Source organism: Microbacterium petrolearium (genome assembly GCF_054782875.1).
Genome location: NZ_BAAGRQ010000019.1, coordinates 1 through 13,600, shown reverse-complemented (window position 1 = coordinate 13,600; position 13,600 = coordinate 1). Strand labels below are relative to the sequence as shown.

At 66.2% G+C, this 13,600-nt stretch carries 12 protein-coding genes and 2 pseudogenes; 6 read left to right on the top strand and 8 right to left on the bottom strand.

Going from position 1 to position 13,600, the window contains the following annotated elements:
* Nucleotides 1-33 precede the first annotated feature (33 nt).
* The 4 genes from ACYVJ0_RS12330 to ACYVJ0_RS12315 all read right to left on the bottom strand — a co-directional run bounded on the left by ACYVJ0_RS12330 (nucleotide 34) and on the right by ACYVJ0_RS12315 (nucleotide 2,155).
* Nucleotides 34-597: a DUF3618 domain-containing protein gene (locus tag ACYVJ0_RS12330; RefSeq protein ID WP_460818094.1), complete on the bottom strand. Its 564-nt coding sequence runs from the start codon at nucleotides 595-597 to the stop codon at nucleotides 34-36.
* Nucleotides 594-1,007 (bottom strand): phage holin family protein, encoded by a 414-nt coding sequence (locus ACYVJ0_RS12325; RefSeq protein WP_460818092.1) that lies wholly within the window; start codon nucleotides 1,005-1,007, stop codon nucleotides 594-596. Before ACYVJ0_RS12325 ends, ACYVJ0_RS12330 begins: the two co-directional genes overlap by 4 nt.
* Before the next feature lie 2 nt (nucleotides 1,008-1,009).
* A complete protein-coding gene (locus ACYVJ0_RS12320) occupies nucleotides 1,010-1,738 on the bottom strand; it encodes a hypothetical protein (protein WP_460818090.1) in 729 nt (242 codons plus the stop codon).
* Between the two features lie 129 nt (nucleotides 1,739-1,867).
* Nucleotides 1,868-2,155, bottom strand: a complete 288-nt coding sequence (locus ACYVJ0_RS12315) for a hypothetical protein (RefSeq protein WP_460818089.1) — start codon at nucleotides 2,153-2,155, stop codon at nucleotides 1,868-1,870.
* Here ACYVJ0_RS12315 and ACYVJ0_RS12310 point away from each other — a divergent pair.
* Genes ACYVJ0_RS12310 through ACYVJ0_RS12300 form a run of 3 tightly spaced genes read left to right on the top strand, consistent with a single transcriptional unit; the run spans nucleotide 2,136 to nucleotide 5,573 of the window.
* Nucleotides 2,136-2,768: a chromate transporter gene (locus ACYVJ0_RS12310; protein ID WP_460818088.1), complete on the top strand. Its 633-nt coding sequence runs from the start codon at nucleotides 2,136-2,138 to the stop codon at nucleotides 2,766-2,768. The two genes, ACYVJ0_RS12315 and ACYVJ0_RS12310, sit on opposite strands and share 20 nt — an antisense overlap.
* A gap of 50 nt (nucleotides 2,769-2,818) precedes the next feature.
* The gene (locus ACYVJ0_RS12305; protein WP_460818086.1) at nucleotides 2,819-4,852 is read left to right on the top strand and encodes a heavy metal translocating P-type ATPase; all 2,034 of its coding nucleotides are present in this window, start codon (nucleotides 2,819-2,821) and stop codon (nucleotides 4,850-4,852) included.
* Entirely contained in the window at nucleotides 4,845-5,573 is a 729-nt protein-coding gene (locus ACYVJ0_RS12300) for a VIT1/CCC1 transporter family protein (protein ID WP_188551954.1), read from the top strand. Before ACYVJ0_RS12305 ends, ACYVJ0_RS12300 begins: the two co-directional genes overlap by 8 nt.
* Before the next feature lie 829 nt (nucleotides 5,574-6,402).
* On the opposite strand, the gene ACYVJ0_RS12295 is transcribed toward ACYVJ0_RS12300, so the two are convergent.
* Nucleotides 6,403-6,636: a hypothetical protein gene (locus ACYVJ0_RS12295; RefSeq protein WP_454132312.1), complete on the bottom strand. Its 234-nt coding sequence runs from the start codon at nucleotides 6,634-6,636 to the stop codon at nucleotides 6,403-6,405.
* A 73-nt stretch (nucleotides 6,637-6,709) separates the two neighbouring features.
* Between ACYVJ0_RS12295 and ACYVJ0_RS12290 the strand changes: the two genes are divergently transcribed.
* On the top strand, nucleotides 6,710-7,687 hold the full coding sequence (locus tag ACYVJ0_RS12290; protein ID WP_454132311.1) for an AAA family ATPase: 978 nt from the start codon (nucleotides 6,710-6,712) through the stop codon (nucleotides 7,685-7,687).
* Nucleotides 7,687-10,203 carry a S8 family peptidase gene (locus ACYVJ0_RS12285; RefSeq protein WP_454132310.1) on the top strand — a complete coding sequence of 839 codons (2,517 nt, stop codon included), beginning with the start codon at nucleotides 7,687-7,689 and terminating at the stop codon, nucleotides 10,201-10,203. The genes ACYVJ0_RS12290 and ACYVJ0_RS12285 overlap by 1 nt, the downstream gene beginning before the upstream one ends.
* A gap of 41 nt (nucleotides 10,204-10,244) precedes the next feature.
* Here the strand turns inward: ACYVJ0_RS12285 and ACYVJ0_RS12280 are convergent, their stop codons facing one another.
* Both ACYVJ0_RS12280 and ACYVJ0_RS12275 read right to left on the bottom strand, forming a co-directional pair.
* On the bottom strand, nucleotides 10,245-10,697 hold the full coding sequence (locus ACYVJ0_RS12280; protein ID WP_460818084.1) for a sulfate permease: 453 nt from the start codon (nucleotides 10,695-10,697) through the stop codon (nucleotides 10,245-10,247).
* 149 nt (nucleotides 10,698-10,846) lie between these two features.
* Nucleotides 10,847-11,626 (bottom strand): annotated as a pseudogene (locus tag ACYVJ0_RS12275) (MobF family relaxase); the annotation flags it as partial.
* Here ACYVJ0_RS12275 and ACYVJ0_RS12270 point away from each other — a divergent pair.
* A pseudogene (locus tag ACYVJ0_RS12270) lies at nucleotides 11,609-12,310 on the top strand (FAD-dependent oxidoreductase); the annotation flags it as partial. The pseudogenes ACYVJ0_RS12275 and ACYVJ0_RS12270 sit on opposite strands and share 18 nt — an antisense overlap.
* A gap of 284 nt (nucleotides 12,311-12,594) precedes the next feature.
* Here the strand turns inward: ACYVJ0_RS12270 and ACYVJ0_RS12265 are convergent.
* Nucleotides 12,595-13,218, bottom strand: coding sequence for a CueP family metal-binding protein (locus ACYVJ0_RS12265; protein ID WP_460818083.1), 624 nt, complete (start codon nucleotides 13,216-13,218; stop codon nucleotides 12,595-12,597).
* Nucleotides 13,219-13,600 lie beyond the last annotated feature (382 nt).

Here is a 13,600-nt window from a genome sequence, read left to right as displayed (position 1 = left end):
CGCCGTGCGCGACCGCCCCCGGTGTCGCGTCTATCAGCTCTCGGTGAGGTTCTGGCGGCTCTGCTGCGCCCGGTCGGTGACGGTGCCTGCCGCGCCCTGCGCCTCGTCGCGGACGTTGGCCGCCGCGTTCTCGGCCGTCTCCTTCACGGCGGTCGCGGCCTGCTGCGCGGGCTCCTTCAGGTGCTCGCCCATCTCCTGCGCCACGCCCTTGGCCTCGTCGACGAGCGGCTGGGCCTGCTCCTTCACCTTCGCGCCGAGTTCCTTCTCCTTGTCGGTGCTGGGCAGGAGCGAGGACGCGAGCAGACCGACGCCGAAGGCGATCAGGCCCACGGCGAGCGGATTGCCCTCGGCCTTCGCCGTGACGCGGTGCGCGGCGTCCGAGACGCCCGATCCCGCGCCCTGCATCGAGGACGCGGCGTCGTCGGCGGCGCCCATGATGCGCTCGCGCACGGAGGTGAAGGCGCCCTTCACCTTGTCGGTCTGCCGGTGCATCGCCTTCGACGGGCTGACCTTGTCGGCCAGCGCATCGACGTCGCGGCCGAGCTCGTCACGCGTGCGGTCGATGTCGGCACGGATGGCATCGGGTGAATCAGTCATCGGTTCTCCTCATTCCTCTTGATCGCGTCGGGGATCTGCTGCAGGGACTCCACGGTCTGCGGCGCCCCCTTGACCTGCTTCAGGCGGCTGCGTCCCATCAGGAACAGCACGAGGGCGACGACGGCCCAGATGAGCGCCACGACCACCGCCGACCAGCCGAGCCCCATGAGCACGCCGAGCGCCCACCAGAGCGCCACGCTCAGGAAGAACACGGCCATCATCGCGGCGTAGCCGGCGCCGCCGAACATGCCGGCGCCGGCGCCCGCCTGCGTCGCGGACTGCTTCAGCTCCGCCTTTGCGAGCTCGACCTCCTTGCGGAACAGGGCCGAGATGTCGCCGGTGACCTCGCTCAGGAGGTCGCCGAGCGAGGTCGTGGCGGCCTTCTCCTCGGACGGGGTCGGATCGGTCACCGTCACACCCCCTCGGACGGACGCGTGCCGTCCCAGCCGGCGCGCGTGCGCTCGTAGGCGGGGGTCGGCTCCGCCGTGAGGCCCGTGCCCGTCGGACCGGGCACTCCCGGCTCGGCCACGGGGGCCGCCGCGACGGCGGAGGCCGGCGCCGCGGGCGGAGGCGGCGGGACCGCCCCGCCGCCACCGTTGGTTCCGGTGCCGCCGGAGTCGTGCTGCTCGCGGGCGTCCTCGGCGAGCGCGCGCGTGAGGCGCCCCGCGGCGATGCCGGCGATGGCGGCGCCGACGATGAACACCCCCGGCTTGCGCCGCGCGAACGACTTCACCTCGTTCAGCAGCGATCCGGGATCGCGATCCCCCAGCCAGCTCGAGACGTCGGTGAGCCGCTGCGACGCCTGCTGCACGAGGTCGACGGCCATGCCCTGCTCCTGCGAGCCCTGCGCCATCGATCCGAACTGCTGCCCGAGCGAGCGCAGGCCCTCGGCCACGCGCTGCTGCTGCGTCGCCGCCTGCTCCCGCAGCTCCTGCGTGGTCTGGCGGTAGACGTCCTTGACCTGCGTCTTGGCCTCCTGGCCGACAGCCGAGGCCTCCTGCTTGGCCGTCTCGACGACGTGCCCCGCCTCGGCCTGGGCGGTGTCCTTCAGCTCGGCGGCCTCCTGCTTGGCGGCGTCGGTCCTGCTCCCCTGCTCCGACTCCGCTCCGGGCCCCGCACCTGGTACATAGCTCTGCGACATTGGCTTCCCTTCCTCACCGATTTCGGACAGTGGGTTCGCCAACGATGAAACGCGATCGCTCCGGGTTTCGCTCCCCAGTTGACCTGGGCGCGGATTCGTGGCAGGGGCAGGGTCTCGACGGGCGCGACGTCACGCTCCCCCGGCGGGCCCCTCGTCCGGCGCCGGCTCCGACTCGAGCGTCTGCAGCCGGTGGCTCTCGCGCCGGCCGTACGCCGCCTGGCGCACCGCCTCGTCCGACTCCGGGCTCGATCCGAGCGCTCCGGCCAGCATGCCCATGGTCGTGAACGCCCACGCCATCGCGAGCGTCGATGCGAGGGTGTCGGCGTGGCCGAGCTCCGACTCGATGAGCTCGTCCGGCACGACGATCCACACGAGCAGGGTGTTGACGAGCAGGAGCGTGGCGTACAGGATCAGCACGCCGAGCACGAGGGTCTCGATCGGCTGCCTGATCGCGTTCGCCCTGCTGCTGGTGACCCTCCCGATCCTCGCAACAGCGACAGGAGATGCGGCACTCAGTCTGTTCGACCTCTTCTACCGTGCGGGCTCGTTCGTGTTCGGGGGCGGCCATGTCGTGCTGCCGCTCCTGCAGGCGGAGACGGTGCAGACAGGGCTCGTAGAGCCCGGCACGTTCCTGGCCGGGTACGGAGCCGCGCAGGCGGTGCCTGGTCCGTTGTTCACGTTCTCCGCTTTCCTTGGCGCGGTCACGACGAGCGGCCCCTCGGGGGCGCTCGGAGCATCGATCGCCCTCGTCGCGATCTTCCTCCCCTCGGCCCTCCTCATCATCGGCGTACTGCCGCTCTGGAGTCGGCTGCGCCGAGCCCCGAGGGTGCAGCGAGCGCTGAAGGGCGTGAATGCGGGAGTCGTCGGCCTGCTCGCGGCGGCCCTGTACGATCCGGTGTTCACCGAGGGCGTCACCGGACCGCACTCTCTCGTAATCGTCGCAGTGGCATTCGTCGCACTGACCGCGTGGAAGGCTCCCGCCTGGGCGGTGGTGCTGGGAGCTGCTGGGCTGGGGGCGCTGCTGCTCTGAACCACGCCCTCGGCCGAGACCGAAGCATGCTGAGGCAAGGCCCGCCTGCGATGCCGACGCCCGCGATCTGGGAAGCTTGCAGCGTGAGACGAGTTTCTGCCGCAGCCAAGGCGTATCCGCTGGTGTTCGCGACCCTGCTGATCGCGATGGTCGGCCTGATCCTGCTCACCACCCCTGCCCGAGAAACCGCCCCGTGGCTCGTCGGCGCGTATGCGCTGGCGATCGCAGCGTGGGAGGCGGTCGGCATGATCCGCCAGCTCCTCAAAGGCCACGCCGGGCTCGACATCCTCGCGGTCACCGCGATCACTGCGGCTGTGCTCGTCGGTGAGCCGTGGGCCGCGCTCGTGGTCGTGCTCATGCTCACCGGCGGCGCGGCCCTCGAAGACTACGCTGAGAACCGCTCCAAGCGCGAGCTCACCGCGCTGCTGCGCAAAGCCCCGCAGCAGGCCACCAGGCTGCTGCGCGACGAGGCCGCCCCGGCGGGCCGCTCAACCCTCGAGGCGGTCGCCGAGGACGTGCCGGTCGAAGCCGTCGAGGTCGGCGATCTGCTGCTTGTACGGCCCGGCGCGCTCGTACCGGTCGACGCGGTGCTCGTGTCAGAGCATGCTGTGCTCGATGAATCCTCGTTCACGGGTGAGAGCCTGCCGGTCGAGCGCGTGGCGGGCGAGCGCGTCTCCAGCGGAGTAGTGAACGGTGCGAGTGCGGTCACGATGCGGGCTGTCGCGCTCGCCTCAGACAGCGAGTACCAGCAGATCGTGCGTCTGGTCGAGCAGGCCGCGGGCAGCAAGGCGGAAGTGGTGCGGCTCGCCGATCGCTATGCGGTGCCGTTCACGGTCCTCTCGCTCGTCATCGCGGGCGTTGCATGGGTGGCCAGCGGGGAGGCGGTCAGATTCGCCGAGGTGCTGGTGGTCGCAACGCCGTGCCCCCTGCTGATCGCCGCACCGGTCGCGTTCCTCGGCGGCATGAGCCGGGCTGCGCGCTTCGGGCTTATCGTGAAGGGCGGCGGCACTCTCGAACAGCTCTCGCGGGTACGCTCCGCGGCGTTCGACAAGACCGGCACCATCACGACCGGGCGGCCCGTGCTCGAACGCATCCTTGCTGAGCCCGGCTTCGACGAGATGAGCGTGCTCCGGTTCGCCGCATCGGCCGAGGTGTACTCGTCCCACGTGCTCGCAGAATCGGTCGTCGCGGCGGCCAAGCAGCACGGATATTCGCTGCTGGAAATGCTCGGAGCCGAGGAGATCGCCACCAACGGCGTCGCCGCGCAGTTCGCGTCCGACAGCACAAACGGTGCGGTGGCGACGGTACGGGTAGGCAAGCCCTCCTGGCTCCGCGAGTTCGCCCCGACCCTCGCGCTCGCCCCGCTGGAGCCCGGGGAGCTCGCGATCTACGTCGCCGTCGACGACCGCTTCGCGGGCGCGATCGTGATGCGCGACCAGACGCGGGACGAGGCTGCGCAGGCGCTCCACGAGCTGCACGGGCTCGGGATCGAACGCACGCTCATGGTCACCGGCGACGTGGCGACCACTGCCGAGCCGATCGCCGCGAGCCTCGGCATCGACGAGGTGCACGCCGAGTGCCGGCCCTCCGACAAAGTACGCATCGTGAGCACGGTGCAGCCCAGGCCGCTCATCATGGTCGGCGACGGCCTCAACGACGCCCCGGTGCTCGCCGCTGCCGATATCGGTTTCGCGATGGTGGGCTCGGGGCGCGACCGCCGCGAGCGAGTCCGCCGACATTGTGAACCGGTACGACACCCTCGCTTCCCTCCCCCTGGCGGTACGCGTGGGAAAGGACACGGTGCGGATCGCTCTCCAGAGCATCTGGCTCGGCATCATCATCAGCGTGGGTCTCATGCTCGTCGCAGCGTTCGGGTTCCTTCCCGCGTTGATCGGGGCCTGGCTCCAAGAAGTCGTCGACCTCGTCGCGATCCTGGGCGCGCTGCGCGCCGTCGGCCCGCGCGCCGAGCGCAAACTCAAGGCGTCGCGAGCCAACGCAGACGGCGCACAGCGCACCCCGCTGACAGGCCGAGAGAGCCGGCGAACCCACTGAGAATCACTATGGAGGCACCGAGCCATGGCTAGAAAAACAGCACCCCAAGCCCATCCCGGCGAACCTCACGACCGCGGCACCGGCCAGCGACTCAACTGGCTGCGCGCCGGGGTACTGGGAGCGAACGACGGCATCGTCTCGACCGCTGGCGTCGTGATCGGTGTCGCAGCGGCGACCCCGAACAACGTTCTCGCGATCGCCACGGCAGGAATCGCCGCAGTGGTCGCTGGCGCATTCTCGATGGCCGGAGGCGAGTACGTTTCGGTGAGCACCCAGCGCGATACCGAGAAGGCGCTGATCGCCAAGGAGAAATGGGAACTCGAGACCATACCTCAGGAAGAACTCGAAGAACTCGCCGGCTTCTACCGTCAGCGTGGGCTCTCGGACGACCTCGCGCATCAGGTCGCGGTCGAGCTCACCGCGAAGGACGCCCTCGCAGCCCATGCAGAGGTTGAACTTGGAATCGACCCCGAAGAGTTCACCAGCCCCTGGGCGGCGGCTGTCTCGTCATTCGTCTCGTTCGCGCTGGGAGCGCTCATCCCGCTCGTAATGATCCTTTTGCCATTCGGCGAGAATCGCGTCTGGATCGCCGCGGTTGCAGTGGTGATCGGCTTGTTCCTCACCGGCTGGATCAGCGCCGCCCTCGGCGGGGCCCCGCGCGGCCGGGCCATCCTCCGGAACGTGGTGATGGGCTCAGCGACGATGATTGCGACTTACCTCATCGGCCTGCTCTTCGGCGTCGCTGTTGGCTGAGCGGAGACGACCGCTGAACCCAGCTGACCGTGAAGGTGGCGTTCACCGGCCGTTCGGTTTTCCACGCCCGCGATGAGCGGCCTCGATCAAGTTGGGTGGGGCCGGAGCCGAGTCAAGAGGACGGAAAGGGCCGGCTTCGGCAAAGTAGCGGGGCGGCGGCGCCGAAAAGCTCCGGTCAGCATCATCACGCCCACGGGGTGCAGGAGATTCCTGTAGCCGTCGTCGGCGCTCGTCACGCGCACCGGCCCTTCGAAATGCTCCTCGATCCGCAGGTCAACGCTAACGCGCTGACCTGGGCCGCAGACATGAACAAGGCCCGAACCTCTGCCAACGTTTCCATTGGCAAGGGTTCGAGCCTTGTGCGTGCGGTGGGCCTTCCCAAGCGATTCTCAAACAAGCGCCCGGCGCTGAAATCGTTGATTTTCCGTGTTCTCAAGGGTGCCGAGCGCCGCGGACCGCGGAACCGAACCCCGAAGAGACAGGATTCACGAGGCGCGGTCGTGAAAAATCCGGTGAAGTCTCAAACACGATTGACCCCTGAGCGGCGGGCCGAGTTGGTCGCCGATTACGAGGCCGGGATGCCCGTTCGCTCGATAGCCGCGAAGTACGGAGTTCACCGCGGAACTATCCCGAAGGTTGTGCTTGGGTCTGGCGGGACTCTACGGAGTGCTGGCCTCAGCGACGCTGGGCGTGTCCGCGCAGCTGCTCTCTATGCTAGCGGGCTCACTTTGAAGGAGATTGCCGAGAGACTTGGGGTTGATGACAAGACAGTTCGCAGCGCCGTGATCCAGAAAGGTGGCAGGCTGCGTCCGCAAGGTCGCCGGCCGGCTCACGCGAACACGAGGTAGAACGACAGGTGTAGCGCGAGGTTCAGATGCCGCGACTTGAACCACACACGGAGGAGAGTGAAGGCAAAACCGAGCGCGAGGATTGCCAGACGGGGAAGCCAGCTGGTCGGGGTTAAGCGCTCGGGGATGAGCGACGCATGTCCCAGCCAGAAGATCACCGCGCTCGCAACAACGACCGCCCAGGTCGACAGATGCTCTCCGACGGCGCGGCACACGGACGGTCACCTATGGCTACTCGGTACGATAGACGAGGGATGTCGACTGAACGAACGCAGAGGAGAGTGAAGCATGGCACGCGGAGACCTGCTCTTGGCTCTCGTTCAGTCCGGCGCTGGAGGCGATGACCTCGCCTTCCGGCGCGCGGCCGAGGCTCTCATCGCGGAGGAAGAGAACAAGAAGCACAATGTGCTTGCTTCGCAACTGACTGACGCGTTGCGCACACGGCGATCCACCCCGACCGCCAATGTCACCTCACTCGCGCGAAATGACGCTGCTCGCGGACTGTTCTACGAGCAGGAACCCGAGCGGCGACTGTCGGAGTTGGTTCTTCCCGTCGAGGCCCGCCAAGCAGTCAGTCAGCTCATCGAGGAGCATCACCGCCGTGATCTCCTGCGCAGTCACGGTGTCGAGCCTCGTCATCGCCTCTTGTTCGTCGGGCCGCCCGGCGGCGGTAAGACCTCACTGGCTGAGGCGGTGGCGACCGAGTTGGCCGTTCCGTTGTTGAGCGTTCGCTACGAAGGTCTGATCGGCAGTTTCCTCGGTGAGACCGCGTCCCGTATGGAGGCGTTGTTCGACGCGGTGAGGGTCAGGCCGTGCGTGCTCTTTTTCGATGAGTTCGACGTTGTCGCCAAAGAACGTGGCGACACTCACGAGACGGGCGAGATCAAGCGGGTCGTGAGTTCATTGCTGCTGCAAGTGGATCGGCTTCCGAGCCACGTCATCGTCATTGCCGCCACCAATCATGCCGAGCTTCTCGATCGCGCGGTTTGGCGGCGCATGCAGCTTCGACTCGACCTGCCGAACCCCACGCGGGCCGGAAAGGTTGAGTGGCTGCAAGCATGGTCGGCACGGAGCGGCGTGAGCCTGGGGCTCTCTCCGCGGACGATTGCCGACCGCCTCGGCCGGGTCAGCTTCGCTGAGCTCGAAGAGTTCGCCTTGGACGTGCAGCGGCGCTCTATCCTCTCCGGGCCGGAGCCCGAATCGACGGCAGTCGTGCAGCAGCTACTCAAGCAGTGGTCTAGTCGCGCCCACGTTAGCGAGGAGTAGTGCCTCCGGAGGATAGGGCCTCAACTGAGCGGCCCGTCATTCTGGGACGAGTTACCTCGCCGCGCACGATTCCAGGGCGGCGTGGTGGCGGTGGACGAGCGCGGTTCACCGATCCGGAGGAGCGCTCGCGGCGGATTGATGCACGTTTTGATGAGGCGATAGCCGCCATCGGCGATCAGGTTCAGATTTCGAACTCGATCCATGCCGCTGACCCTCAGCTCGTGCTCGTTTTCGAAGCGCTCGATGAGCAGATCGATTTGTCTGCTGTGGCCGCCAACCTTGGTATCGAAATCCTCATCGAGGCTGAGAGCGCGATTACGCCCACCGATGAGTTCGAACTCGTCAGCCAGGAACCACGGAACCCGTACATCGGTTCATGCCTGCATGCGGTGTGCGCGAACCAGACCGCGTTCGACAATCTGCTTTCGCTCTGGCGTACGTGGAGAGCCACGGATGGTCTTCCTTACGGCTATTCGAAGCTCCGGGACCTCTTTGCCCACTTGAAAGACCTCCGACCGTGGGGGCCGCAAGATCGGCTGCGGGCCATCGACTGGGACGAGTACTTCGCCGGGCACATTGATGACCGCCCACAGAGTATCGAGATCGAGCTGTGGTATCGCCGGAGTGATCAGAAGCGGCGACAGAGTCAGCAGGAGGTGACCGCTCTTGTCGAACAGGCCGGCGGTCAGGTCACTGCATCGGCGATCATTGACCAGATCGGCTATCACGGGCTCAAGTGCACCGTGCCGAATCAGGTGCTGCGCGATCTGGCGTCCGGGAACCACGATGCGGTTCGTGTCGTCCGTTCTGCGAACGTCATGTATCTGCGCGTGTCGGGGCAAGCCCTGCCTGTCGTCGGCCCGCCCACCGAAGCACAAGGACAGATCGATGGCGACCTGCCCACGGGTGATCCGGTTCTCTGCCTGCTTGATGGGGTCCCGGCGGCGAACCACCCGCTACTGCGTGGCCGCGTGGAGGTTTACGATCCCGACGATCTGCTCGAAAAGGCGACCGTCGATGAACTGCGACACGGCACGTGGATGTCGTCAGTGGCCGTCTGGGGAGACCGCGGCCTCGGCGAGGCTCCTGCGGTGCGACCGGTACTCGTCCGCCCGATCCTGACCCCTGCCGACGATACCGAGAACAGGATCGAGGAGTTGCCTGTCGAGGAACTCGTGCCGGATCTGATGTGGCGGGTGTTCCGGGAACTGTTCGACGGGACAGACGCGCAGCCAGCAGCGGGTGAGGCGATCGCGATCGTCAACATCTCGGTGGGTGACCCGGCCGCACCATTCGAAACCATCCTGTCGTCTTGGGCACGCATCATCGACTGGCTCAGCTATCAGTACGGCGTGCTCATCATCGTCTCAGCAGGCAATCACCAGAATCTCGTTCTCAGCCCGGCATCCTCCACCGAGATCGCTGGCCTCCAAGGCGATGACCGACGACGGGCGATCCTCGATGCGATCGCCCGTCAGCAGAACAAGCGAAGACTCCTCGCCCCCGCCGAATCGGTGAACGCGATCAGCGTCGGCGCGATTCACGGCGATGCATCGACAGTCGATCCGCAGGGATACGCCGTCGATCCCACTGATGGGCTTCCGGCCATTAGCCCCATATCTCCGACTGGCAGTGGATACCGTCGAAGTGTCAAACCAGACCTCACAGCCAACGGTGGTCGCGTGTTCTTTAGAGACGGCATCGCCGCTCAGGAAACGATCTCGTTCACTGGTATCTCGGCGCTGGGACCAGGAATCCGGGTTGCGACGCCGAACCAGTTTCAAGAGACACACATCTCCGGCACGAGCCCGGCTGCGGCACTCGTCGCCAGAAGAGCAGCGCGAATCCACGACCTGGTAGCCGACATCACCACCGGGGTGTCCATCAGCACAAGACAACGAGCGTCTGCGATCAAAGCACTTCTGGCGCACGGAGCAGCACCCCCCGACCATTCGGAACACGACCCGATCCCTAGTGAGAGTGCTTTCGGGTACGGCGCCGCGATACGCGACTACGCGGATGGCTGCGCCTCGAATGAGGCTGTCGTGCTCTTCATCGGGTCGATCGGCGCGAACGAGGAACAAGAACTGCTCTTCCCGCTGCCCGATGGTCTCAACGTACGCGAGACAAAACGCATCGAGGCAACCCTCGCTTGGCTCACTCCCGTCAATTGGCGGCATCGGCAATACCGAAAAGCTGCGTTGTCTTTCGTCAAGCCCGAGGGCGCCATTCCGAAGCTCGGAACACCAACCGGACTCAGCTCAGACGCCACGACGCGTGGAGCGACAACCCTGCAACGCCAGTCGTGGGAGTTGCAGAGCACATTCGCATCCGGGCAGGGATCAAACATGAAGGTACGGGTCAAGTGCTACGAGCAGGCCGGCGGACTACTCGGCGAGCGGGTTGATTTCGCCGTCGCGCTATCCCTTTGGGTCGCACCTGCACTCAACGTCGACGTGTACAGCCAGGTGCGAGCTCAGGTCCGTTCCAGAGTCACAATCCAGCCCCAGGGATAAACGGCATGGTGACTGCGCAGGCCGTTATGCGAGGAGCTTCACTAGATATCTCGAGTCGCCGCCGTCCGGTACTGTGTCGGAATCTCTACGCAACTTCCTGACGATGGGAACGAGTCTCCACTCGACGTCAACGGTCTTCCAGCAGCCTGCTTGGCCAGCTCGGTCGTAGCTCGCCTTTGCGCACGCCGGGCAACGGCCTCACGCACGCGGACTCGGGCAAGCAGGATCACGCTGACCGGTCCCATGACGACGAGCTTCATCGTGTTCCACAGGCAGAGGAGGACGAGGAGGTTGAGCCATCCGGGTCCGCCGTCTGCGATGAGTGTGGTGAAGGTGCTCGCGGCCAGGAGGTAGGGCACGGCGAGGAGCATCGCGGGGATACCCCATTTGAGTCCCCGACGGGTACGTATGGCGTCGAGGAGGATGTTGGTGGGCATGTAGCGGCGCAGGAATGCGCGGGTGTGGACGCTGAGGGTCCAGAGCTGGCGGATCATGACGGGGTTTCCTCTCACATGCACGACGGATCGTCGGAGGCGGTGCGTGTGAGTGGCCTTGCGGCCTGCCCCGAGGAGCGTCATATCAAGGAGAAATCCGCCTCACCACCAGGGTATGACGTACCAGCGACATTCGGAAGGGCACCTGGTCACAGGCCCCGGCTCGCACCCTCACGCCGCGCCGTCCGCGAAGGATCATCGCTGCCATCGACCCCGGCGAGGTCGCGGAGTCTCGCGAGGGCTGCTCTCGCTCATGCCGCGTCGATCTTCTGCGCATCGCTATCGGGGGCTGGGCCGAGCGGCGTGCGTGTGGTGGCGCCGTAACGGTCGCGGTACGCGGCTACGGTTCGCGCCTGTTGTTTCCACGCTGCCGCGGCACTCGCATCTGCCGGTGTCTCTCCAAACGCGAGTACCCATTCCTGCCGTTCGGCGATCGCTTGGTCGAGGACAGCTTCGGCGCGTTGCTGGATCAGCTCGCGCCGTTCCGTGAGGGCCTTCCGCATTTCGGCGGACATGGGTCCGGCTGCTTCGTGGATGAGGCCGGCGATCAGGCGGGGTGCCTTGCGGGTACGCCCGGAACCAGCCGGCCTCTCGGTAGCGCGGGCGAGGCGGTGGTGGAGGACGGAGGCGATGTCGTCGGCATCGCCGAAGCCGCGCGCTGCGACCAGGCGCGGCATGAGAGCGTCGATGTTGTGGTGGTTCGCTTCCGCGCGGCGGAGCTCTGCGGTGAGGGCTCCGAATGCGTCGGAGTGGATCGTGTCTTCTGCTTCTTCCGGGGTGAGACCGGAAGTACGGATGAGGGTGGCGAAGCGGTCGTGTTGGGCGGCTTGCGCGATCGTCTCGTACTCGGCCGCGAGCTGTCCCACCGACCCCCACGCCTCTTGTTCAGCAGTGATCGTCTCGTGCGCGGAGAGTTCCGCGCCGACGTGCCCACCCGGGTGTCTCGTAATGCGGGCGGTGAGGTCGTCGTGAGCACGGATGTCGCCGGAGGGACGCAGGAGTTCCACGCCGATCAGGTTCTGGTCGCCCTCGGCCGCCGTCCGGTCACCGACGGGCTCGGCCTCGACGCGGTGGGAGTGAAGACCGGAGACTCAAACCAGGTCGTGGTCACGGATCAACTGCGATCGTCCAACCCGCGAATCTGGGCGGCAGGCGATGTGACCGGGCATCCCGAGTTCGTCTATGTCGCCGCCCACCACGGCACCCTGGTCGCTGAGAACGCCTTCGCCGACGCCGAGAGGTCCGTCGACTATGCACGGCTGCCGCGGGTGACGTTCACCGGTCCCGCGATCGGCGCGGTCGGGATGACCGAGAAGCAGGTTCTCGCCGCTGGCATCCGCTGCGACTGCCGTGTGCTGCCGCTGCACCACGTACCTCGCGCGCTGGTGAACCGGGACACCCGCGGGTTCATCAAGATCGTCGTGAATGCCGAAACGAGCGAGATCCTCGGCCTGACCGTCGTCGCCAAGGATGCTGGCGAACTTGCCGCCGCAGGCGTCCACATCGCTGAGGTCGCCGACTCGTGGGCCCCTTACCTGACCATGGCCGAAGGCATCCGTATTGCCGCTAAGTCCTTCACCATCGATCCATCGCAACTATCTTGCTGCGCCTGAGTGCCACGCCAGTGCCCGTCGAGAGCGGAGGTCCAGATACGGCGGGTGCTGGCTGAGGTGCTGTTGATCATCATCGTGTTGCGGGCATTGTGCTCGTCCACGAAGTTGCCAAGGGTGATCGTGATCGCCAATGGGCTCCGCGCCGCACACCCGCCGCCACACTGCTGCTGAACAAGCGCCCCACATCACGGGTACCGCGTGACAGCGTCTACAGCGGCGTAGCCGAAGCAATCAGAAGGCCCGCGCCCTAAGGGTGCGACCGGGGCGGCGGTCCTACGGTTTGGTCATGTCAGTTGCAGCGTGGTGATGCACGTCGGGTCGTCCGCGTTCACCGTTGAGATAGTCGCGGTGCCGGTCTGCGAGTCGTGTCCGATGGTCAGGGAGGCTTCGAGACCGCGAGGGACCCAGAATCCGACGAAACCATTGTCGAACGTCTGCCGTAGGTCGTTGATCAGCACGTCACCGGTTGCCGTGTCGGTGAGCGTGACCTGCACCTCGGTGTTCGCGAGTTCACCGAGGCAGGTGGTGAGGCTATGGAAGTAGCAGTCGTGTGTTTGCGCACGGAAGGGCGCGACCGAGATGTACACCTCGTCTTCGGGCATCGCGAGCTGGGTTTCGCGGCCCTGTCCGTCGGTAAGGACGAGCACGGCGGGCTGCACGGATGCGATCAGGTCAGTCGGACGGTCAGCAACAGGCAGGGTGTCGAGCCGTTCGATGATCTGGGCCGCGCCGAGGCCGTCCAGATTGTGCTCGGCAAGGAACTCACTGTCGCCGGTTTCGCTGCTCGCTGCGGACGGTGCAGCGGTGGGCGCGGGGGCGGCGCATCCGGTCAGGGCGAGCCCAGAAACGAGTACGGCGGCGACCGTGGCGAACAGCTTTCTGCGGGGCATGGTGGTGTGGTGGCTCATGGCAATGATCTTTCAAGAGAAGTCGGAAGCAGTATCAGTGTCAGAAACGGACGCCGACTGCGAGCAGACCGTCCAACAGCATGAATGTAAAAAACCTGGAGGCGTTCATGGTTCGTGTCGCTATCACGGAACCCACAAGCACCAGTTTAGGGTCGGTCGCTGAGAGTGCCGCAATCCGACCTCGCGCTAAACGCGGGGTAGGGTGCTTTCGTCTGGTCACGCGGTGGTGACGGAGTCTTAGAACCGCTGGGGATAAATCTGGGGCCTTGACCCCGGATCGTGGACACGGTGTCATTTCGGTTATGCCGCTTCCGTGAGGATAGCGAAGGTGGCGGTCTCGTAGGCGTTCGGGGTGATGTTGCCGATCGCGGAGTGGCGCCTG

Coding starts and splice junctions, on each gene's coding strand:
- ACYVJ0_RS12300 (WP_188551954.1), top strand. CDS start 4,845: ATGGCTAGAAAAACAGCACCCCAAGCCCATCCCGGCGAACCTCACGAC.
- ACYVJ0_RS12330 (WP_460818094.1), bottom strand. CDS start 597: ATGACTGATTCACCCGATGCCATCCGTGCCGACATCGACCGCACGCGT.
- ACYVJ0_RS12280 (WP_460818084.1), bottom strand. CDS start 10,697: ATGATCCGCCAGCTCTGGACCCTCAGCGTCCACACCCGCGCATTCCTG.
- ACYVJ0_RS12290 (WP_454132311.1), top strand. CDS start 6,710: ATGGCACGCGGAGACCTGCTCTTGGCTCTCGTTCAGTCCGGCGCTGGA.
- ACYVJ0_RS12320 (WP_460818090.1), bottom strand. CDS start 1,738: ATGTCGCAGAGCTATGTACCAGGTGCGGGGCCCGGAGCGGAGTCGGAG.
- ACYVJ0_RS12265 (WP_460818083.1), bottom strand. CDS start 13,218: ATGAGCCACCACACCACCATGCCCCGCAGAAAGCTGTTCGCCACGGTC.
- ACYVJ0_RS12305 (WP_460818086.1), top strand. CDS start 2,819: ATGCCGACGCCCGCGATCTGGGAAGCTTGCAGCGTGAGACGAGTTTCT.